This is a genomic window from Mycobacterium sp. 134 (assembly GCF_048282715.1).
GTDB lineage: Bacteria > Actinomycetota > Actinomycetes > Mycobacteriales > Mycobacteriaceae > Mycobacterium > Mycobacterium septicum.
Genome location: NZ_JBLVUN010000008.1, coordinates 75213 through 94789, shown reverse-complemented (window position 1 = coordinate 94789; position 19577 = coordinate 75213). Strand labels below are relative to the sequence as shown.

General features: G+C 67.9%; 23 protein-coding genes. 3 read left to right on the top strand and 20 right to left on the bottom strand.

Annotated features, from left to right (window positions below):
• Positions 1–65 precede the first annotated feature (65 nt).
• Positions 66–686 (top strand): TetR/AcrR family transcriptional regulator, encoded by a 621-nt coding sequence (locus ACNQVK_RS05290; protein WP_418028685.1) that lies wholly within the window; start codon positions 66–68, stop codon positions 684–686.
• On the opposite strand, the gene ACNQVK_RS05285 is transcribed toward ACNQVK_RS05290, so the two are convergent.
• The 17 genes from ACNQVK_RS05285 to ACNQVK_RS05205 all read right to left on the bottom strand — a co-directional run bounded on the left by ACNQVK_RS05285 (position 665) and on the right by ACNQVK_RS05205 (position 16003).
• Positions 665–1087, bottom strand: coding sequence for a hypothetical protein (locus ACNQVK_RS05285; RefSeq protein WP_418028684.1), 423 nt, complete (start codon positions 1085–1087; stop codon positions 665–667). The two genes, ACNQVK_RS05290 and ACNQVK_RS05285, sit on opposite strands and share 22 nt — an antisense overlap.
• A 74-nt stretch (positions 1088–1161) precedes the next feature.
• Positions 1162–1701, bottom strand: a complete 540-nt coding sequence (locus ACNQVK_RS05280) for a hypothetical protein (RefSeq protein WP_418028683.1) — start codon at positions 1699–1701, stop codon at positions 1162–1164.
• A gap of 40 nt (positions 1702–1741) precedes the next feature.
• Positions 1742–2992, bottom strand: coding sequence for a cytochrome P450 (locus ACNQVK_RS05275; RefSeq protein WP_418028682.1), 1251 nt, complete (start codon positions 2990–2992; stop codon positions 1742–1744).
• A gap of 9 nt (positions 2993–3001) precedes the next feature.
• Positions 3002–3433 carry a hypothetical protein gene (locus ACNQVK_RS05270; RefSeq protein WP_418028681.1) on the bottom strand — a complete coding sequence of 144 codons (432 nt, stop codon included), beginning with the start codon at positions 3431–3433 and terminating at the stop codon, positions 3002–3004.
• A gap of 19 nt (positions 3434–3452) precedes the next feature.
• A complete protein-coding gene (locus ACNQVK_RS05265; protein ID WP_418028680.1) occupies positions 3453–4148 on the bottom strand; it encodes a hypothetical protein in 696 nt (231 codons plus the stop codon).
• Positions 4145–4273 (bottom strand): hypothetical protein, encoded by a 129-nt coding sequence (locus tag ACNQVK_RS05260; protein WP_036430807.1) that lies wholly within the window; start codon positions 4271–4273, stop codon positions 4145–4147. The genes ACNQVK_RS05265 and ACNQVK_RS05260 overlap by 4 nt, the downstream gene beginning before the upstream one ends.
• A complete protein-coding gene (locus ACNQVK_RS05255; protein ID WP_418028679.1) occupies positions 4273–5082 on the bottom strand; it encodes a CbbQ/NirQ/NorQ/GpvN family protein in 810 nt (269 codons plus the stop codon). The genes ACNQVK_RS05260 and ACNQVK_RS05255 overlap by 1 nt, the downstream gene beginning before the upstream one ends.
• Positions 5083–5098: 16 nt before the next feature.
• Complete coding sequence (locus ACNQVK_RS05250; RefSeq protein ID WP_418028678.1) at positions 5099–6622, bottom strand: nitric oxide reductase activation protein NorD; 1524 nt, start codon at positions 6620–6622, stop codon at positions 5099–5101.
• A gap of 154 nt (positions 6623–6776) precedes the next feature.
• Positions 6777–7496, bottom strand: a complete 720-nt coding sequence (locus ACNQVK_RS05245) for a hypothetical protein (protein WP_418028677.1) — start codon at positions 7494–7496, stop codon at positions 6777–6779.
• Between the two features lie 79 nt (positions 7497–7575).
• Positions 7576–8175 carry a TetR/AcrR family transcriptional regulator gene (locus ACNQVK_RS05240; protein WP_044514148.1) on the bottom strand — a complete coding sequence of 200 codons (600 nt, stop codon included), beginning with the start codon at positions 8173–8175 and terminating at the stop codon, positions 7576–7578.
• Between the two features lie 33 nt (positions 8176–8208).
• A complete protein-coding gene (locus ACNQVK_RS05235) occupies positions 8209–8895 on the bottom strand; it encodes a hypothetical protein (protein ID WP_418028676.1) in 687 nt (228 codons plus the stop codon).
• On the bottom strand, positions 8892–9818 hold the full coding sequence (locus ACNQVK_RS05230) for a hypothetical protein (protein WP_418028675.1): 927 nt from the start codon (positions 9816–9818) through the stop codon (positions 8892–8894). The genes ACNQVK_RS05235 and ACNQVK_RS05230 overlap by 4 nt, the downstream gene beginning before the upstream one ends.
• Positions 9815–10777: a hypothetical protein gene (locus tag ACNQVK_RS05225; RefSeq protein WP_418028674.1), complete on the bottom strand. Its 963-nt coding sequence runs from the start codon at positions 10775–10777 to the stop codon at positions 9815–9817. The genes ACNQVK_RS05230 and ACNQVK_RS05225 overlap by 4 nt, the downstream gene beginning before the upstream one ends.
• Complete coding sequence (locus tag ACNQVK_RS05220) at positions 10768–11241, bottom strand: hypothetical protein (protein ID WP_418028673.1); 474 nt, start codon at positions 11239–11241, stop codon at positions 10768–10770. The genes ACNQVK_RS05225 and ACNQVK_RS05220 overlap by 10 nt, the downstream gene beginning before the upstream one ends.
• On the bottom strand, positions 11231–12097 hold the full coding sequence (locus ACNQVK_RS05215) for a DUF58 domain-containing protein (RefSeq protein WP_418028672.1): 867 nt from the start codon (positions 12095–12097) through the stop codon (positions 11231–11233). The genes ACNQVK_RS05220 and ACNQVK_RS05215 overlap by 11 nt, the downstream gene beginning before the upstream one ends.
• 7 nt (positions 12098–12104) lie before the next feature.
• Complete coding sequence (locus ACNQVK_RS05210; RefSeq protein ID WP_418028671.1) at positions 12105–13106, bottom strand: AAA family ATPase; 1002 nt, start codon at positions 13104–13106, stop codon at positions 12105–12107.
• Positions 13107–13171: 65 nt separating this feature from the next.
• The gene (locus ACNQVK_RS05205; protein WP_418028670.1) at positions 13172–16003 is read right to left on the bottom strand and encodes an RND family transporter; all 2832 of its coding nucleotides are present in this window, start codon (positions 16001–16003) and stop codon (positions 13172–13174) included.
• A gap of 59 nt (positions 16004–16062) precedes the next feature.
• Here ACNQVK_RS05205 and ACNQVK_RS05200 point away from each other — a divergent pair, with 59 nt between their 5' ends.
• Positions 16063–16782: a TetR/AcrR family transcriptional regulator gene (locus ACNQVK_RS05200; RefSeq protein WP_418028669.1), complete on the top strand. Its 720-nt coding sequence runs from the start codon at positions 16063–16065 to the stop codon at positions 16780–16782.
• A gap of 3 nt (positions 16783–16785) precedes the next feature.
• Here the strand turns inward: ACNQVK_RS05200 and ACNQVK_RS05195 are convergent, their stop codons facing one another.
• Together ACNQVK_RS05195 and ACNQVK_RS05190 are read right to left on the bottom strand one after the other, a co-directional pair.
• The gene (locus ACNQVK_RS05195) at positions 16786–17505 is read right to left on the bottom strand and encodes an NUDIX hydrolase (protein WP_418028668.1); all 720 of its coding nucleotides are present in this window, start codon (positions 17503–17505) and stop codon (positions 16786–16788) included.
• A gap of 52 nt (positions 17506–17557) precedes the next feature.
• On the bottom strand, positions 17558–17968 hold the full coding sequence (locus ACNQVK_RS05190; RefSeq protein ID WP_418028667.1) for a nuclear transport factor 2 family protein: 411 nt from the start codon (positions 17966–17968) through the stop codon (positions 17558–17560).
• 90 nt (positions 17969–18058) lie between these two features.
• Between ACNQVK_RS05190 and ACNQVK_RS05185 the strand changes: the two genes are divergently transcribed.
• A complete protein-coding gene (locus ACNQVK_RS05185) occupies positions 18059–18754 on the top strand; it encodes a cutinase family protein (RefSeq protein WP_418028666.1) in 696 nt (231 codons plus the stop codon).
• On the opposite strand, the gene ACNQVK_RS05180 is transcribed toward ACNQVK_RS05185, so the two are convergent.
• Positions 18705–19562, bottom strand: coding sequence for an adenylate/guanylate cyclase domain-containing protein (locus tag ACNQVK_RS05180; RefSeq protein WP_418033968.1), 858 nt, complete (start codon positions 19560–19562; stop codon positions 18705–18707). The two genes, ACNQVK_RS05185 and ACNQVK_RS05180, sit on opposite strands and share 50 nt — an antisense overlap.
• Positions 19563–19577: the final 15 nt, after the last annotated feature.

The following is a 19577-nucleotide window of genomic DNA, read 5'->3' as shown; positions in this document are numbered from 1 at the left end:
CTGGGGCTTTCGGACAATCGTTAACATGAATCGGGTTCATGTTAACGATGTGCGACGATTTGTAGGTGGTCACCCACAAGCCACTACGGCGACGCCAGCCGGTGCAGGAGCGCAGCAGACGACGGGTCGAAAGAATCCGGGCCGCAGCACTCGAGCTCCTCGAAACCCAGGGCGTAGACGCCGTCACCACCCGCGCCATCGCCCACCGGGCCGAAGTCCCGGTCGCGACCGTCTATCAGTTCTTCCCCAACCGCGACGCGATCCTCCAGGAGATCGTCGCCGACCATCTCGACCGGCGCGACGCCGAGGGCGCGGCCATCCTGGCCGCACTGGCCCCCACCAGCCTGGCCGAAGTCGCCCACGGCATCTTCGAATTCCACTACGAGCACCTGCGCAACCACCCGCACCTCGTCACCCTGCACTACACGAGCCTGGCCAGCGGGCTGCTGGCCGATCCGCGGGCGCGCCGGGCCGAGTTCGCCAACGCCCTGCACGCCGGACTGATGCACTGGGGTCTGCTGCGCGAGGGCACCGACCCCCTGGTGACGATGGTTGCGGTGGAGATGGGTGATCGCCTGCTGGAGATGGCCTTCCACGCCGGCCCGGGACAGGACCGCGCGATCCTCACCGAGGGAGAACGGGCACTGACCCAGTATCTGCAGGCCTACGCCGCGCCCACCGCCTGATCGGCGGTCCGATCCTGCTTGGCCAGGGCGAATCGCGCGAGCGTCCCGACGAACCGATCGAGATCGACGACCCGGGGACACAGGCCCGGGCCCGGAACCCAGCGCGTGCCGCGGCGTTCGAGCACCAGAGCCTCGACCGGCTCGCCGAATACCGGGGTCGCCACCCCTGGGTCGGTCGCACCCCGCCAGTCCGCGACGATGTGCACCTGCAGACGCCGGCCGTCGAGGCGGCGCACCCGCACCGATGAGGCCGTCACCGAGACGGCGACGACGGTGGTCGGAAAGTCGCCGCCGATACCCACCTGGATGACGTCGTCGACGAGCGGAACCGTCAGACAGATCGTTCCGGGTCTGAGATGGTCCAGATCCGGTGCCTGCAGGGACGACGAGCACTCACGCATACCGTTAATGATTATCATTTTCATTGCCGGCATTCAACGGCACGAGCAATGGCGCAGGTCAGCGAGCTAAGCGGTCAGCGACGAGCACCGCCGCCACCGACTTCGGCCGCCAGCGGCGGCGGTAGCGGGGTCGTCGGCGTTGGCGCCGCCGTCGCCGGAGCCGGGGCCGCGCCCGGAGACTTCGGCGAGTCCGCGGCAGCGGGCGCTCCCGGGCGGTGGAAGTCGATCATCGCCTCCTCGCGGATCACCTTCTCCCCCACGCTGAGCACGAGCGATTTCGCGGTCACCAGGTATTCGATCCCGGCGTTCTCCACGCGGAAGGCACCGTCGTCGTTGCGCGTGGCGGGCACGATCAACTTGGCACCGTCGCGCAACCGCACACCGCGGTACTCGTACTTGCCGCCCGGCACCGAACAGATCGCCACCCGTGAGGCGTCGGTGCTGCCGAACAGCACGGTCGCGTCCGTACTGGCGCACCGCGCCGTGGAATCGACATATCCCCGGGCATCACTGGCCGGGGCAGCCCAGGCCGACGGAATCCCTACCGCGAGCAACGAAATACCCGCCGTCACCGCAGCGGTGATACAGCGACGCGGGGACCAGGTTCCAGACATCGGTTACCACTGAACCACGGCTTTGCTGCTTACACGACCGTCAACCCCGAGAGACCACCGAATCGTTAGGTCCCCGCAACACAGTCGACCGCTCGCCCGCCGTGAACACGATCGGGATCCGGCGGTAGCCACGCGTCACGGAGTTGCCGTGGAACACCGCGGTGTCCTCGGGATCCAACGCGAGATCGGGCATCCGGGCGAGCACCCGCTCGAGTCCGACGGCGAACTCCAGGCGCGCCAGATTCGAGCCGAGGCACCGGTGCACACCTGCCCCGAAGCCGAGGTGCCGGTTCGCCGAGCGGTCCAGCACACAGCGATCCGGATCGGGGAACTGCGCGGCATCCCGGTTGGCCGCCGCGTAGTTGATCAGAACCGAGTCGCCAGGGCAGAACCGCTGCCCGCTCAACTCGGCGTCCTTGGCCACCGTGCGGGGCAGGCTGTGGATCGACCCGGCGAAGCGGATGAACTCCTCGACCGCCCTGGGCAGGATCTCGGGCTCGGCGATCAGCCGGTCGCGCTCGCTGGGGTGGGTGGCCAGGTAGTGGAATGCGAAAGACATTGCGCTGGCCGTGGTTTCCAGCCCGGCCTGTACCAGCAGAATCGCATTGGCGACGATGTCGTTGAACGGCAACGGTTCTCCGTCGATCTCGGCATGCAGTAGCACGTCGATCATGTCGTCGCGGGCAGGTGCGGTGGTCCGGGCCGACACCGCGTCGTGCAGATGCTGATACAACCCGCCCCAGGCCAGCATGCGAGCCTGCTCGGTGCCGCCGTTGAGCGCGGTGTCGACCAGCTCGATGCACAACGGGACGTCGCCGACAGGCATGCCGAGCAGGTACTTGAAGAACACGATGCCGGGCTGCTGCCAGGCGACCTGAGCCAGATCCCCCGCGCCGTGCTCGATGAAAGCATCGATCAGCTGGTCGGTTTCGGCCCGGATCTGCGGTGCCAGCGCCTTCATCCGGGCCGGAGAGAAGTACGGGTTGAGCACCTTCCGGAACTTCTGCTGTCGTGGCGGGTCGAGGGTGATCACCAGATCGCCGCCGGCCTGAAGGGCACCCTCGGGTGTCGGGTTGCTGGAGAAATGCTGCCAGTCCTGCGCGATCTGATAGCACTCGTCATAACCCACCGCGACCCAGGCGCCGTCGGTCGGGAAGAACGGTGACTCGGTGCGTGCGATCGGCGCCTGCCGGCGCATCACCGAATACACCTCGTAGAGCAGGTCGTGGTCGTTGAAGTCCTCGTGGCGCAGATCCCAGTTGCGGGCATGCTCTTCAGGCGATTTGGGCACGGCCGGTCCCTACCTGGGCTGCTGTTCTTGGGCCTGGCGGGCCAGGCGTTCCTCGTGACGGCGCACCAGTTCCCGGAAGCCCAACCGGTCGTACTTCGGGGTCGGCTGGATACCCCACTCGTCGCGGGCGGTGTCCTTACCCTCCGCCCCCTCCGGAGGACCGAACATCGGGTAGGGGTGCTTGCACTCGAGCGTGTCGTCGGAGTACCGCACCTTGAGCAGTTCGCTGCAGATCTCGGTCATGCTCAGCGTCGGGTAGCCGTAGTAGACGGCCATGAACGGCAACGTGAACGCGCCTTCGACGACCAGGGCGACCAGGCACACCAGCACGGCCCGCTTGATCCATTTGTGCATGTTCGCGTAGTACGGGGTGGTGCCCGGCGGTAGATCCTGGGCCGGGGTCTGTTCTGTTTCTGTGCTTTCTGCGGGGCTCGACACCATGCGCTCCTTTCGAAGTTGTTCAGTCGGAAAAGATTTCGCGGTTGACCGTGTGTAGGTACGGGATCGCCAGGAACGGGGTGATGTAGAAGATGTCGTAGAGCCACCAGCCGATCACCGGGAAGATCACCCCGGCGTAGCGGACATCGGCGAACATCGTCATGTTGAAGACGTAGACGCACCAGATGAGCACGCCCATCCAGCAGGTGACGACCATCCACTGGTGGCCCCAGCGCTTCATCTGGAGGAATCCGATGGCGGCGGCGCAGCGCATCGCGAAGACCGTGACGATCATGCCGAATACCATCGACTTCTCACCCGGCCCGGCCGAACCGCCGACCCACAGTTCGTTGTAGTGCCAGAAGTAGCCGGCGTCGAACATGTTGCCCCAGCCGACCATCAGCACGCGGTTGATCAGGGTGTGGTTGGCCACCAGGTCCAGGGCCCAGCCCAGGCTGTTGAGTGCGCCGTCGATCAGTACCAGGTAGCCGATCAGCGTGACGATCATCGGCCGTACCGACAATCCGTCGCGCTGGGCCTGGCGCTGCAGCCAAACCCCGCGCATGAAGATCGGGAAGCCGATCAGCCCGGGAATCCACATGCCCATCAGCAGCGCCCCGACGATCATCCACTTGTCGGCCCGGCGCTGAGCCAGCCGGGACTGCTCGTGATGATCTTCGAGCGACACCGAATCCGATTGGGCCAACGGCAGGTTCACAGGTCCCACCAGCCCCGGGCGAACGACATGTACAGCTGGATGCAGAACATCGCGAACAGGTAGCCGTAGATGACCACCTGCAGAACGATCAACGCCCGCTTCCGCTTTCGCTCCTGTTCGTTCATCAGACTTCCTTTCCTCGGTTCCGGGTGGTGCCGTCGAGCAGCCCTGCCGCCGCGACCTCGCGCAGCCCGTCGTTGATCGCGCCGTCGGTGCTCAGCGGTGCAAGCACGCAGGCCTGCGCGGCATCCAGTTCGGTGGCGCCTTCGGCAACCAGCTGCGCCGCGGTGACCAGCACCCGCGTCGATGGCGGCTCGAAATGGAAGGCGGCGTCCGCGCTGCGGATCGCCGTCGCACAGGCCACCAGGCGCTGCGCGGTGTCGCGGCCCACGCCGGTCTCTGCCACGATCACCTCGGCCTCGCGATCGGGCGGCAGGTAGGTCATCGGCAGCGTGGCAAACCGTTGCCGGAAGGACGGTTTCAGCTCCTTGAGCGAGCTGCGATAGGCCGGGTTGTAGGAGCACACCAGCATGAAGGTCTCCGGTGCCCGCACCACCTCCCCGGCCCGGTCGAGGTAGAGCGCACGACGGTGGTCGGTGAGCGAATGCAGGATGGCCAGCGAATCGTGGCGGGCCTCGACCACCTCGTCGAGATAGCAGATGGCGCCGGACTTGACCGCCCGGGTCAGCGGCCCGTCGGTCCACACCACATCGCCTCCGGTGACCATGAACCGGCCCACCAGATCCGAGCTGGTGAGGTCGTCGTGGCAGCTGATCGTCACCACCGGGCGCTGCAACAACGAGCCCATGTGCTCGACCAGCCGGGTCTTGCCGCAGCCGGTCGGCCCGGTCAGCATCACCGGGATCCGGCGGGCGTACGCCTGCTCGAACAGCTGAATCTCGTTGGCGTTGGAGTAATAGACATCTGTGTTCACGGTGTTCCTTCCGTCCTCAGGCCGAAACCAGCTCGCGGTGCACGTGTGCCAGGACGCGCGGCAGCTCCTCCACCCGGCGGATCCGCTGGGATCGCCGCGGCCCGAACACCTCGGGCAACGGGTCGACGCGGGTCGGCCCGACGCCGACGTAGTACACGGCGACACCGGCGTCGTTGGCCTCCTCGACCGCATGCGCGGTATCCGCCCAGGCGTAGCGACCCTCATAGCCCTCATCGGAGATCAGACCGTCGCCGATGACGATGAGCAGCCGCCGCTCCGAGGGTTGGGCCAACAGGCGACTTGTCAGATGTCGCAGGGGCGCGCCCAGTCGGGTGTATCCCCCGGTGACCAGGCCGGCCGCACTCGGCGGGACGAACCGCCGGTCCTCGAAGTCCTTGAGGCACTGCACTTCCACCCGGTGCCGGGTGTTCCCGGTGAACACGAAGATGCCGTGGCGTTCGCGGGCCTGCGTCATCGCCCGCGACAGAGCATCGGCGCAGGCCAGCTCGAGCCGGAAGATCCGGCCGCCGTGCACCCCCAGCGACGAGCTCCCGTCCAACAGCAACGCCGTGGACACGTCCCGGTTGCTGGGCAAGAGCTCCCTGAACACCCGGGGTTCGCCCGCCTCACCGGTGGCCAGGTCGATGTGGTGGCGCACATAGGAATCCACGTCCAGATCGGATCCGTCTTCCAGGCCGCCGGTCATCGCGCGGTGGGTGTGTTCGGCGAACCATGCCCGCAGATCGGCCGATGCCGGCGCCGGCTGGCCGCCGCACGGCGGCTTCGGATGCTCGACGACGGCGACGTGATCACGCAGGAAGCTGTCGGTCCACGCGTTCCATTCCGGGTAGGGGATCCCGGGGCGGTGCTGCGGGGTGACGTCGAGGTCGTTGTCCTGAGGTCGGCTCGGCGGCGGAAGGTTGGGGTTGCGCACCCCGCCGTCTCCGCCGACCGGTACGGAATAGGGCCTGGGCATGCGCTTTTGGGTACTGGTCCACGGCATCCGGCCGAACCTGCGGCGCAGCCCGTCGGCCAGGCCGGCTGGCGCGGTGTGGGCCACGGGCAGCCGGCCCAGCAGCGGATCGACGTCGAGGGACCTGTTGCTGCGCGCGAGTTCAACCGCCTGCTGCAGCATCTCAGTGGCCGGTGTATCGCCATCGGTGTGCGCCAGTTCCGGTAGTAGTCTTCGGATTTCGCCGACCAGGCCGGGCCACCGGGCGGTGACCCAACCCAACGCGACCCCGGCCTCCACCACGCTGAGGGCACGCAGCTCCCGGCCGGACAGCTCACCCAGCCGGTACTCCAGGAGTCGCTCCTTCGACGGTGCGCACTGCAGCGCCACCCCGCAGGTCAACGAGCGTCGGGTCCAGCCGGGCACCCCGGCCGGGTAGGGCACGAGCACGAGGTCGAGCACCGCGGTCAACCCGAAACCACGCTGCTCGCCGGTGACCAGCCGCGCCCCGCCGCGCCGCCCGCCGCTCAGCGCGACGGCGGTCAGTGCACAGCTGCGTTCGACGGCGATCGCGTCGTGATCGGCCATCGAAGTCAGAAGGTTCCGATGTTGGAGAACATCCAGTACCAGAACCAGATGATCAGGGCGGTGCCGCCCCACGCGCCGATGTAGCGGCAGATTTCCCAGAACATGCGCTCTCCTTCGCGGTCACATTTCTGACTTGAGTCAATATTGGAAGGCCTCAATCGGTGAAGATCTCCCGGTTGACCGTGTGTAGGTACGGGATCGCCAGGAACGGGGTGATGTAGAAGATGTCGTAGAGCCACCAGCCGATCACCGGGAAGATCACCCCGGCGTAGCGGACGTCGGCGAACATCGTCATGTTGAAGACATAGCCGCACCAGATCACCACGCCCATCCAGCAGGTGACGATCATCCACTGCTGTCCCCAGCGCTTCATCTGCAGGAACCCGATGCCGGCGGCGATGCGCATGGTGAACACCGTGAGGATGAGGGCGACCTCCCAGGCCTTCTCCCCCGGACCACCCGCACCGCCCACCCAGAGCTCGTTGAAATGCCAGAAGTAGCCGGCGTCAAACATGTTGCCCCAGCCGGTCAAAAGGACCCTGGCCAGCAAGGAATGGTTGCCGATCAGGTCCAGCGACCAACCCATCGCGTTGATCGCCGCATCGATGATGACGAGGTAGCCGAGCAGCGTGACCATCATCGGCCGCACCGACAAACCGTCCCGCTGGGCCTGCCGGAGCAACCACACGCCGCGCAGGAAGACCGGCAGCCCGAAGATGCCGAGGACCGCGCTGCCGATCAGTAGCGATCCGGCGATCAGCCACTTGTCCGCGCGGCGCTGAGCGAGCCGGGACCGCTCGTCGTGGTCGTCGATCGACTGCGCGCGCACACCTGCCGCGACCGTGCGGCGCGGTCTGATGGTCGGCAGATTCAAGGGTCCTCCTGTTAGCCGGTCCCGAACTGTTGACTGACTATAGTCAACGATTCGCCGGCTGGACAGGGACCCCGGCGGCCTAGGGGGACAGGCTCCGCATGGTTCTGACCACGTAGTCGTCCAGCAGGGCGTCGCGGGTCGGCCAATCGTTGGTGGTGATCAGCAGCGCATAGAAACCGAGCAGGAAGAACACCGCGCTGTTCCACGGGTTGACGTCGGCGGCGACCTCACCCTGCTGCTGGGCCAGCTCGATCTCGCGGGCCACCCCGGAGATCACCGGGTGCTCCTGGCTGTCCGGGGCAGGCGGCCGGGTCTGTGAGAAATGCAGGGCCAGAAAGTCTTTGAACAACACCCCGCCCAGCCTGCGCTCCAGCCCGACCACCAGCCGCATGGCCTCGCGCAGCCCTTCCTCCAGGCTGTGCGGCTTCTTGAGGAACTGGGTGTACTGCTTGGCGATCCGCTCCTCCTCGCGCTGCTCCAGTTCCAGGAGCACGTGCTCCTTGGTGGGGAAATGGAAGAAGAACGTGCCGTGTGCGACGCCGGCGGCGGTCACGATCGCGCCCACGTCCGCTTCGGCCATCCCCGCGCGCTTGAACTCCGCGATCGCCGCACCCATCAACCGCTCACGCGTCTGCAGGCGCTTCGCCTCACGCGCAGACAACCCGTCTGCCACAGCTATTCCGTTCTTTCGCTCGGATCCGACTCCCCGAATCTAGCCCCTGGCCGCATCCCGCAGGATCTGTTGCAGCCGGTCCAGCGGATCGCCGGCCTGGGGGTCGAGCCGATTCCGAGGCGGCGTGGTCGTCGCCCCGGCCTGCCCCGGCGGCGGGGCCTGCGATGCCGGCGGCGGGGATGAAGCGTTCGGCGGCGGGACGGCGCCGGCCCCGTCGATCTTGCTGTTCAGCCGCGCCGGCGCATCGTTGCGCACAGTGCGCCGATCCGGATCGGGGTCGGCGTTGCCGGCGAAGCACCCGCCGGGCGCCCGGTCCACCACATCCCGCGCGGCGAGGTAATGGGTCAGTGCCATCCGGCTGTCGGACGCCGCGCTCGCACGGTCGCCGAGGGCCTCCCGGACCAGTTCCAGATTCACCCTGGCCGAACATGATTCAGCCGTGTCGAGCCGCTCCACCGCCGCGGTGAAGTTCCGATCCGCGTCGGTCAGCCGGTCCTCCAGAACCGCCAGCGTGCCCGCGGCGAACTCCGCCTTGCCGGGTTGGACGACGTCCAGCACCTGCAGCCGCGCGACCTCACCCGCCAGTGCCTCGGTGTCACGGTCGGTGAAACTGGCGGCTGCCGAATTGCCGATCACCACGACCGACAGCAGTTTGACGACGGCGATGACCAGCAGCAGCGCCACCGGGGCCGAGTACACCAGAAGCCGACGACGGACCGTGCTCATGACCGCGGCTCCACGTCGATCGGTTGGGTGCGACGGAACTCGCGCAGCACCAGATACAGCTCGACCAGGATGAGCAGGGCCGCCACCCCGGCGAAAACCCAGTACAGCTCGACAGCGGCCGCCACCGGTATGGCCGCGGGTGCCTGGCTTCGCGTGTCTTCACCGGGGAGGTCCTCATCCAGCGGTGTCGCGTCGGTGCGCGGCACGAACGGCACCCCGATCTGTTCGGCGACCCCGCGAAGTGCCTGCGCCCCGGCGTCGTCGTACCCCAGTACCGCGCCACCGTCCACGGCATTCTCGGGCAGCTGGAACTCGCGTTGCGGTGCTTGCGATTCCGGGGCGCCCGCACCGAGATAGAACACGAGGTTTCGGGCCCTCGGAAACTGCTGCACGGCACTGATCAGCTGGTAGCGCAGAACGCTGGCGGCCGCGCCGACGTTGGCATCAGGGGCATCCGCCGTCGTAGGGTGCGCATTCGTCGCCGCCACCACCGGGCGCAGGCTCCAGGTATTGGCGGACAGCGGCCAGTCCACAGCGGGCCGGTCGGCGAAACCGATCACCGCGAAGCGGGCCTGTGGGTGGCGTTCGATCAGGGCCGCGATGTCGTCCCGTGCCACCGAGATCCGGGAACGGCCGTCGCGATCCTGCCCCGACATGTCCGGCGAACGGTCAAGGATCACAAAGATGTTGGGGTCGCGGTCGCCCGCCGGCCGGGGCACGAGGTCATCGGTCCTGCCGACGACGGGACCGAGGGCGGCCACGAGCAGCAGCAATCCCGCCGTGGTGAGTGATGACCACCGCCAGACCACCGGCCAGCCGCCGCCTTGCGCCCGGACCCGCCCGAAGGTGATGGCACGAGCGACGCCGAGCGCCACCGCGAACGCCGCGACGAGCAATGGCGGAAGGACCGGTTCGAGCCTCATCGCCGCATCACCACCGGCCACCACCACAGCACTGCCACCGCCAGCAATGCCAGCAACACGGGAATCCCTGGAGCTTCGGCGGATCGGACGTCGGCGGTCTCGCCGGTCGGCCCCGCCGGCGGTGGGTGATCCCGGATCTCCGCCAGATGCGCGGCCACGTCGGCCGAATCAGGAAACCACCGCCCGCCGGTGCTTCGGGTCAGGTCCGCCGCAATCCCGTCACCGGGGCCGGGCGTGATGGCGTTGACCTGGACACCTGCCGTCACCGCCAGGTCGCGCAGCCGGTCCGGACCGAACAACGGTGCGACTTCACCGGGGCGGGGCAGGGATTCGGGTCCGACGTAGATCACCGACCGTCGTTGTGCGGACCGTTCCGAGAACGACGGGAATCCGGTGAGACACATGGCCAGCACGTCCTCGACGCTGGCTGCGTAATCGACGTAGGACACCGGTGCGACGAACGGCCGGGCACCTTCCTGCCGGCCGAATGCGGCGAATTGCGCTGCGGCGTACTGGTAGTCACGGGTGAGCGGGATGACCCGGCGGTTGGCCGAGGTCAGCCCGACCCGTTCGGTGCCGAAGGAGCCGACCCGATCGGCGAAGTACTGCAGTGTGGCGCTGACCGCGGGATCGGTCAGCGGTCCGCCGACGCACACCATGATGTCCTCCGGGGTCGCGACGTGGGTGGCGCGATTCCACGACGGAAGGCCGGTGGGGCGTGCCGCGACCAGAGCGGACGCCGCGAAGGCGACGGTCAGCATGACCATGGCGGCCACGGCCGCCATGGTCCGTCGCCGCGCTGCCCGTGCATACTCGGGCAGCCGGGTGAGCCTGCCGGTATTGGCCAGCGGCGTAAATTCGTCCTGGTCGGCCGACTGCTTCAGCAGTAGGGCCGACGCCACGCACCCGGCGAGTGCGAGGCAGCCGGCGATCGCCACCGCCCACCAGATCAGGTCCATCCGCGGATCAACTCCTCTGCGGTGGCGCTGGCCGTGGCGGCGTCGAGTGCCGACCGGTGATTGAACTGAATATCGGTGAGCTCGGCCAGAATCGGTGCGGCTCGCGCGGCGGCACTGTCCGCGATGGCATCGACCTGCATGTACTGGGCCTGCACCCCGGTCGCGGCGTGCAGGAAGCTGCGAACTTCGCCGCTCAGTGCCGCACCTGCCCCCGCTGCCGTGAGATCGCCGTCCCGATAACGGTTTCCGATGGCGCGGACGGCGCGGGCAGACCGTCGCCGCAGCAGTTCGGCCCGTGCGGCGCCGAGGAGGGGCAGCTCCCGCACCGGGCGTCGCCGCGAGGTCAGCACGAACACGGCCGTGTACCAGGCACACAGCAGCACGATCAGGCCGATCGCGGTCCACAGCCACAGCGGCGAGTAGGGCGTCGGGCCGATCACGTGGCGCAGCAGATCATCCGGCACGGGCGTACACCCCGGTCATCGCGGTCAATGCCGCCCTGATCCGAACGCTCCCGGTGACCCGCGCGTGCGGTATCCGCTGCAGGGTCAGGAATTCGGAAAGTCGTTCGCGCCGTTGCGCTTCCGCGTGCCGGTAGGCCTCGACGACATCGGGGTCCAGCCCGGTCAGGATCGGCCGGCCGTCGGCGACCTCGTAGCTACGGCCGCTGTCCCGGTGCGCGCTCACCGCGGGCATATCGCTGAGCAGGGCCCACAACACGTCGTGACGGGCGGTCAGGGACCCGAGCACCTCGGCCAACTCGTCGCTGACCTCGGGCTCGTCGGAGACCACGAAGATCAACAGCCGGTGCCGGTAGTGCCGGGCGACCCACTCGAGCTGAACCCGGATGTCACTCGGGCCGGGTCGGTCGGTGGTGTGGTGGTCGTACCGGTGCAGCATGCTTTCGATGTGGGTCTCGCCACGGCGCAGCCGGATGTCCACATTGCCGCGGTGATCGCCGAGCACCATGGCGATCTCGTCGGACCGGGGCAGCGTCATCAAGCCGATCGCGCCGATGATGTGCAGTGCCACAGTTCTTTTGAACTCGCCCGACGGTGCGAGCGCGCAGCTGTTTCGTCCCGCGTCGGCGACCACGAGGACCTTGTGGTGTTTTTCGGAGACGAACCGCTTGGTCAGGGTGTGCCCGGAGCGCGCGGTGGCCTTCCAGTCGATGTCGCGGACGTCGTCACCGGGGACGTAGGGGCGCAGTTCGTCGAATTCGAGGCTGCGGGTGTGCACCAGGGCGTAGCGGCCACCTTCGAGGAGCCCGCCGACGTCGCGGCCGGCATATGCCTTGGCGGAGTCCAGGTATCTACCCATCCCGGCCTCACGGGACCTGCACCGCGCGCAGCACCGCATCGACGACGACGTCGGGGGTGATCCGGGCGGTGGCAGCTTCGAAGCCGAGGATCAGCCGGTGTCGCAGCACGCGATGGGCGAGCCGGGCGATGTCGTCGGGCACCACATGGTCGCGGCCACGCAGCACCGCCAGGGCGCGCGCCGTCCGGCAGAACGCGAGGGTGGCCCGGGGGCTGGCCCCGTACTCGATCACCCGGGCGAGATTGGCCGGGAGGTGGTGCCCGGGTTCGCGGGTGACGGCGACGAGCCGGCTGGCGTACTCGACCAGTGCGCGGTCCAGATACACCGCGCGCACGATGTCCTGGGCACGATGGACGTCGTCGATGGTGACGACTGGTGCGGCCTGGTGGCCCCGGTCGTAGAGCCCGGCGTCCATCCGGGCGGCGATCTCGACCTCGTCTTCGATCGACGGATAACCCACGATCTCCTTGAGCATGAACCGGTCGGTCTGGGCCTCCGACAGCGGATAGGTGCCTTCCTGATCGACGGGGTTCTGGGTGGCGATGACGAGAAAGGGTTCGGGGATGGGATATTCGACGCCGGCGATCGTGGTCTGGCGTTCTTCCATCGCCTCCAGCATCGCGCTCTGGGTCTTGGCGCTGGAGCGGTTGATCTCGTCGAGCAGCACGATGTTGGCGTGCACCGGGCCCAGCTGGGTGGCGAACGTGTTGCGGGCGGCCTCGTAGATCTGGGTGCCGATGATGTCGCTGGGCAACAGGTCGGGCGTGCACTGGATACGCCGGAAGCTGCCGTCGATGGACTCGGCGACCACCCGTGCCGCCGTGGTCTTGGCCAGCCCGGGGACGCTTTCGAGGAGCAGGTGCCCACCGGCGAGGAGGGCGACCAACATCGATTCGCGCAGATGGTCCTGGCCGACCACCCGGGTGGCGAATGCCGAACTCACCGCGGCCGCGATGCGCTGGGCTTCGGCGGCGTCGCGCTGGTCAACCTGCATTCGCGGTGCCGTCATGGATCCTCTCCGGTCGGTCGTCCCCTTTCCCCAGACCCAGTCGATGTACCCAGACTTCGCCGATCTCATGCCCCGCTGTCTGCGCCCGGCGTCGCGGGCACCCGCCGCGGCCACCAGAACCAGCGGCCGAGCAGCACCGCGATGGGCGGCACCACGAAGGTCCGCACCACCATGGTGTCGATCAGCAGGCCGATGCCGATCGTGGACCCCACCTGGGCGATCGTCACCACACTGGCACCGAGCATCGCGAACATGGTCAGTCCGAACACGATCCCCGCGACGGTGACGACACTGCCGGTTCCGGCGAATGCCCGGATCGTCGCGGTGCGCACGCCGGCCCGGGCCTCGTCGCGCAACCGCATCGCCAGCAGCAGGTTGTAATCCGCGCCGACGGCGACCAGGGCGATGAACGCCAGTGCGGGCACCGCCCAGTGCAGCGGCTGGCCGACCAGAAACTGCCAGATGGCGGCGCTGGCCCCGAGCGCCGATGCGTAGGAGATCGTCACGGTGGCCAACACCACGATCCCGGCGACCGGGCTGCGCAGCATGCCGGCCACGATCACGAAGATCAAGATGAGCGTGACGATCACGAGCAGGGCGAAGTCGTGTTGCACATACTCGATGAGTTCCGCGGTCGCGGTTCCGACTCCCGTGAGGTCGACGACGCCGCTGACCGCCAGCGGGGTGTCCTTGAGTGCCTCGGCGGCGGCGATGCGGATCTCGGCAGACCGGTCCGCGCCGTCACGCCCCCAGGATTCGCCGTCACCGTAGACCAGCAGCCTGGTCGCGTGGCCGTCGGGAGAGAACATCATGTCCATCACCCGGCGGTACTCGGGATCGTCGAAAGTTCTTGGGGGCAGATAGAACCCGCCTTCGGAACTGCCGTCGAAGTCGGTACTCAGCTGTGACAGGTAGCCGGTCATCTGTTGCATCTGTGGCCCGACGCTGCCCAGGCTGGAGCGCAGGGTGGCGGTGAGACCGCGTAGTTGGGTCAGCGCCGTGCGCATCGTCGCCACGCCCTTGGCCGCCCCGCCGAGTGAGTTGGTGGCGCTGGCCGCGCCCTCCTCGAGCGCGCCCGCCCCGCCGGCGAGGGTGCCCGTCGCGCTGACCGCGTCATCGAGGGGTGTGACGATTTTCTGTACCGCCGCGCAGATCGGGTTGGCCGCACAGTCGGGGTTGCCGTTGACGAATTGGCGCAGCGGATCCGCGTAGCCGGACACCGACTGCAGGTTGCCCTGCAACCCGGTCATACCCGCACCGATGTCCTGCGAGCCGGCCCCGACCCGGTTCAGGCCGTCGACGGCACCGGTCAACCCGCGTTGCATACCGTCGAGAGCGGCGTCGAGTTGACCGATGGTTGCCGTGACGGTGTCCACGGAGTTCATCCCGTTGAGCGCCGATTGTGCTGTGCCGTCGAGTTGTTCACCGATCTGGCCGGCCTGGTAGGTCAGCGTGCCCTGGCGCACCGGGGTCCCGGCAGGGCGACTGGCCGATTGCACGGTGCGCACCCCCCGCACCTCAAGGATCTTCCTGGTGACGCGCTCGATCGTGATCAGGCCGCCCGGGGTCCGCAGGTCCCGGTCGGCCTGGATCGAGACGATCTCGGGCAACAGCCGGTTGTCCGGGAATCGGCCATGGACGGCCTGATATCCGCGACTGGAATCGGTGCTCGCCGGCTGTGCGGACAGCTCGGCGAAGCTGACCTTGGCACCGAGCAGCGGCACCGTGCAGACGATCAGCGCGCCCGCGGCCACCACCAGGATCGGCCCCGGCCACCGGGCAACGGCCGTGCCGATCTTGCGCCACCGGCGGCTGATCCGGGCCGCCCGCGGCTCGACCCAACCGCGCCTGCTGAACAAACCGATCAGAGCCGGCGTCAACGTCAGAGCACCCAGCATCGCCGCGAGAACGCCTATCCCACTGGGTATCCCGGCACTGCGCAGGAAGTTCACCTTGGCGAAGGTCAGGCAGAACAGTGCAGTGGCGATGGTCGCGGACGACCCGGCGATCACCGGCGCAACCCGGCGGTAGGCGTCGGTCAAGGCATCCGGCGGCGCCATGCCCGCGCGCCGGTTCTCGTGGTAGCGGCCGAGCAGGAAGATGCCGTAGTCGGTCCCGGCGCCCAGCACCATCGCCGACATCAGTGCGACCGAGAACACCGACACCTCGATCACGCCGTGCTCACCGAGCAGCGCGACCAGCGGCCGCGCGACCGCCAGGGACAGCCCCACCGAGGCCAGCGGGACGGAGGCCGCGATCGGCGATCGGTATACGAAGAGCAGAAGTGCGGCGATCATCCCGACCGTGAGCACCGTGATTCGCGCCAATTGTGCATCCAGCGCATCGAATTCATCGACCAGGCTGGGCCCCGGTCCGGTGACGTGCGTGCGCAATCCCTCCGGCGCGCCGGCCGCGTCCACCGCCGCACGCAGTGCGGCCACGGCGTCGGTGGCGGTGCTGCTGCCCAGTTGACCGGACAGCCGTGCCATCAGATAGGACGCCTTGTGGTCCTGGCTTTCGAAGACGGCTGCGGCGGCGGGGTCGTCCCACAGGTCCATGACCGATTCGACGCCGGGGGTGTCGTCGCGCAGCCGGTCGGCCAGCGCACGGTAGTAGCCGCGGTCGGCTTCCCCCAGTGTCCGGTCGGCTTCGAGGACGACGTAGGCGATGTTGTTGCTGTCGGAGTCCCCGAACAGGGTCCCCATCCGTTGTGCGGCCTGAGTCGCGCCGGAGTCGGTCGGGAAGAAGGCCCGGGACTGTTCCTTCACAACGTGTTCGAGCTGGGGTACCGCGATGTTGCCGGCCCCTGCCAGCAGTATCCACGCGGCTATCAACAGGACCGCGTACCTGCTTGCCCATCGCGCAATGCTCTCCAACACCGTTCCCCGCCCGTCCATAACAATGTTATTGGCAGGTATAACATTGTTATGGCAGCATGTCCAGGACGATGTCCACCATGGGAATTCGCGAAAGCCTGATCGAGGAGAGCCTCCAGGTCCTCGAGGAGAGCGGGCCCGAAGCACTCAGTGCGCGCATGCTGGCCAAGCGGATCGGCGCCTCCACCATGGCCGTCTACACCCACTTCGACGGCATGCCCGGCCTCTACGAGGCGCTCGTCCGGGAGTCCTACGTCCGCTTCGGCGAACACCTGCGCCGGCGCCCGGACACCGACGACCCGGTGGCCGACCTACTCGCCTCCGGACTGGCCTACCGCGAGTACGCACTCACCTATCCGCAGCGCTACCGGCTGATGTTCGGCATCACCTCGCCGTCCATCACACTGCCGATCGGCCGTGACGTCACGGTCGACGGCAACCCGGCGGCCCTGTCCGAGATCAACTCGGTGTATGCGCAGATCCCCGTATTCGTACGGCGCTGCATGGACATCGGCGCCATCGACGAAGGCGATCCGGTGGTGGTCGCCGCTCAGATCTGGACCATGATGCACGGCTACGTGCTGGCCGAGATCATCGGCGTCTTCGGCTCCGAGGGGGCGGGCGTCGCCACCGTGCTCGCACCGCACATCACCAACCTCCTGGTCGGCCTGGGTGGTGACCGCGCCCGCATCCTCGAGTCTTTCCAGAGCTTGGACCCGCCGTCGACGCCGCACCCGCCCGCGGCGGACGCCGCGAAGGCGGCCCGGCCTGGCCGGCGGGCCCGCCCGGCTCAGTCCTGAGCCCTACTTCCAGGCGAACACCGGCTGTTCGAGTTCGTCCACCGGATCGGCGCGCCCCTCCAGGGCCAGCCACCGCAGCTGCAGCAGCACCGCGCCGGTCGGTGCGTGGATCAGGTCGTTGCCCAACGGAATCTGCACCACCGGGCGCGGGCTCTCGGGAATCGTGACGAACCGCGGCGAATCCTCGCGCTGCAGTTGATGCAGCCCCACCCGGTATGCCGCCACCACCTCGTCGGGCGAGGGGCGCAGATCCAGCCGTCCGCCGCCCCAGATCACCACCGGCGTGATGACGTATCCCGACCGGGTCGGATAGTCGTCGAGCAGGCCCAGCACCGCCGAGTCGGGCAGGTCGACCCCGACCTCCTCGTCGAGTTCGCGCAGCGCGGCCTCGATCGCCGATTCACCGGGGTCCAGCCGGCCACCGGGTAGCGCCCACTGTGCGGCGTGAGACGAGAGTCGAGAAGTCCTGCGGCACAACAGGAAAGCTGCCCCGCCGGAGACATCGACCATGCGTCCGTCGAGTCCGGGCTCCGGCATCGGCCGACCGTCTATCCATTCGTCGACCGGAGCCGGATCCACCCGGTCCTCGCCGAGTTCGGAGTCGACCAGGACCACCGCGACGGCCGCGTGCCGCTTGCTCGGGTCGGTCACGGCGCGGCGCTCGTGGCCCGCCAGATGCGCCCCGATGCGGTCCCGCAGGGCTTCGTCATAGGCGATCGTCACCGTTCGACCATATGCGGGACACAGACGACGCAACCGGCGAGGTCACGCCCGCTTACTGGTCCGGCTTGCGGGTCTGCTGATACAGCGTGAGCTTCCACACTCCGTCGACCCGGTGATAGACGCTGGACATGGCACCGACGAACGCGGGCTCATCCCCGTCGCGGTAGGCCGTGCCTGTGTAGACCAGGGCCGCGTTGTCGTCGTCGAGCGCGATAAGCCGAACTCCACTGATCTCATAGGCACGCCACGGCGGGGATTGCGCCAGCGCGCTGACGACGGTGTTCCGGTCCATCACCATGCCGTTGGCGAGAACCATGACGGCGTCGGGCAGCATCAGTTCGCCGTAGAAATCAGCGCCGGACGACTCGCACAGCGAGTCCCACCCTGCCCGTTCGATGTGCAGAAGTTCGTCGAGTACTGGACTGGTCACCGCATTCGGGTACCCACTGCGCGAGCTCGCCATGTCTGGGCGCCGCTGTTAAAACAGTGGTAGAAGTGATAACTGGGGATAGCGGTTCATCCGGTATCGGACAGGTCCACGTCGAGGAGAGGCATGCCTTTCGGCAGGTGGGCCCGGCGCGCGGGCAGCCGGGCCGGAGTTGCAGCGGCAGGTGCCGCCGCCGCGGTGTGCCCGATCGCAGCTCCCCTGTCTTCGGCCGCGCCGAAGTGTCCCGACATCGAGGTCGTGTTCGCGCGCGGCACCGACGAACCCGCCGGTATCGGAAATGTCGGCAAGGCGTTCGTCGACACGCTGCGCCCCATGGTCAAAGGCTCGACTGTCGACACCTACGCGGTGGAGTACCCCGCGTCGTGGGATTTCATGAAGGCCGCCGCCGGGGCCACCGACATGAGCAAGCGCATCCAGGCCACAGCGGCGCGCTGCCCCAAGACCAAGATCGTGATGGGCGGTTACTCACAGGGCGCGGCGGTGGTCGACGTCGTGGCCACCTCCCCCGTCGCCGGCCTCGGCTACAGCGCGCCACTGCCTGCCGCGGTCGTCCCGCGCGTCGCCTCTGTCGTGGTCTTCGGCAACCCGTCGGCGCGCCTCGGCCAGCCGCTGACACGGATGAGCCCGGACTTCGGCGCCAGGACCGCGGACCTGTGCAACACCAACGACCCCATCTGTTCGCTCGGCCAGGACTGGAACGCGCACATCACCTACCCGAAATCGGGCCTGATCAAGCTCGCCGCGCAATGGGTCACGCGTCACGTCCAGCCGCCGCCTCCAGCGCCCGCTGCTCGACGCTGAGCACCGGATAGAGCCGGTGGGTCCCGGGGAGACCCTTCAGTTCCACTTCGCGGGCCGCACCCAGGACGATGTCATCGAGGTGCCTGACCGCCTCCCCGACCGGTTCGCTGACCAGGATCTCGCCGCCGTCGGCCTGACCGGCGACCCGGGCCGCCATCGCGACGTCGAGGCCGAACAGGTCGTCACCACGGCGCACCGACGTCCCCATGTGCACTCCGATCCGCACCCGGATCGCCTGCCACCGCTGGGGATTCTCCGCAAGCGCGCTCTGCACGTCCGTGGCGAACCGCACCGCGTTCTCCGGGTCGGCGAACGCGATCATGAACCCGTCGCCCTGGGTCTTGACCACGTGACCGCCGTGCTTGTCGACGCGCGCCTGGACGAGCTTGTTGTGCTTCTCCAGTAGCTTCACCCAGGCCCGGTCACCCATCGCGGCGTTGTACTCGGTCGAGCCCTCGATGTCGGAGAAGACGATGACGACGCGGCCGTCCGCGGTCAGCCGGGCCAGATCCGGCCGTTCCACCTGGGCCCATCCGGCCAGGTCCTCGATCGAGTTGCGGACCGTTGCGCCCAGCCCTTTGTTGATCAGCATGTCCGCGGTCTGAAACACCGTCTTGATGGCCAACGGTGCCACACCCCGACGACGCTTCCGCCTGCGGTCATCGTCCTCGAGTTTCATTCGCTCGATCTCACGCCTGGCGTTCGTGAGCTGCCGGCGGCTCACGATGAACAGCACCAGGAACGTGACGAACGCCGCGAACAGCACGACGACCACCACCAACAGAACGGATTCAAGGGTGGTCGGCATCTGCACCCGCTGATT

Bases quoted from the DNA above. Each gene is read 5' to 3' on its own strand.
- ACNQVK_RS05260 (WP_036430807.1), bottom strand. From the start codon at position 4,273: ATGAACGAACAGGAGCGAAAGCGGAAGCGGGCGTTGATCGTTCTGCAG.
- ACNQVK_RS05230 (WP_418028675.1), bottom strand. From the start codon at position 9,818: ATGAGGCTCGAACCGGTCCTTCCGCCATTGCTCGTCGCGGCGTTCGCG.
- ACNQVK_RS05205 (WP_418028670.1), bottom strand. From the start codon at position 16,003: ATGGACGGGCGGGGAACGGTGTTGGAGAGCATTGCGCGATGGGCAAGC.
- ACNQVK_RS05270 (WP_418028681.1), bottom strand. From the start codon at position 3,433: ATGGTGTCGAGCCCCGCAGAAAGCACAGAAACAGAACAGACCCCGGCC.
- ACNQVK_RS05200 (WP_418028669.1), top strand. From the start codon at position 16,063: ATGGGAATTCGCGAAAGCCTGATCGAGGAGAGCCTCCAGGTCCTCGAG.
- ACNQVK_RS05185 (WP_418028666.1), top strand. From the start codon at position 18,059: ATGCCTTTCGGCAGGTGGGCCCGGCGCGCGGGCAGCCGGGCCGGAGTT.
- ACNQVK_RS05280 (WP_418028683.1), bottom strand. From the start codon at position 1,701: ATGTCTGGAACCTGGTCCCCGCGTCGCTGTATCACCGCTGCGGTGACG.
- ACNQVK_RS05250 (WP_418028678.1), bottom strand. From the start codon at position 6,622: ATGGCCGATCACGACGCGATCGCCGTCGAACGCAGCTGTGCACTGACC.
- ACNQVK_RS05225 (WP_418028674.1), bottom strand. From the start codon at position 10,777: ATGGACCTGATCTGGTGGGCGGTGGCGATCGCCGGCTGCCTCGCACTC.
- ACNQVK_RS05215 (WP_418028672.1), bottom strand. From the start codon at position 12,097: ATGGGTAGATACCTGGACTCCGCCAAGGCATATGCCGGCCGCGACGTC.
- ACNQVK_RS05235 (WP_418028676.1), bottom strand. From the start codon at position 8,895: ATGAGCACGGTCCGTCGTCGGCTTCTGGTGTACTCGGCCCCGGTGGCG.
- ACNQVK_RS05285 (WP_418028684.1), bottom strand. From the start codon at position 1,087: ATGCGTGAGTGCTCGTCGTCCCTGCAGGCACCGGATCTGGACCATCTC.
- ACNQVK_RS05190 (WP_418028667.1), bottom strand. From the start codon at position 17,968: ATGGCGAGCTCGCGCAGTGGGTACCCGAATGCGGTGACCAGTCCAGTA.
- ACNQVK_RS05210 (WP_418028671.1), bottom strand. From the start codon at position 13,106: ATGACGGCACCGCGAATGCAGGTTGACCAGCGCGACGCCGCCGAAGCC.
- ACNQVK_RS05180 (WP_418033968.1), bottom strand. From the start codon at position 19,562: ATGCCGACCACCCTTGAATCCGTTCTGTTGGTGGTGGTCGTCGTGCTG.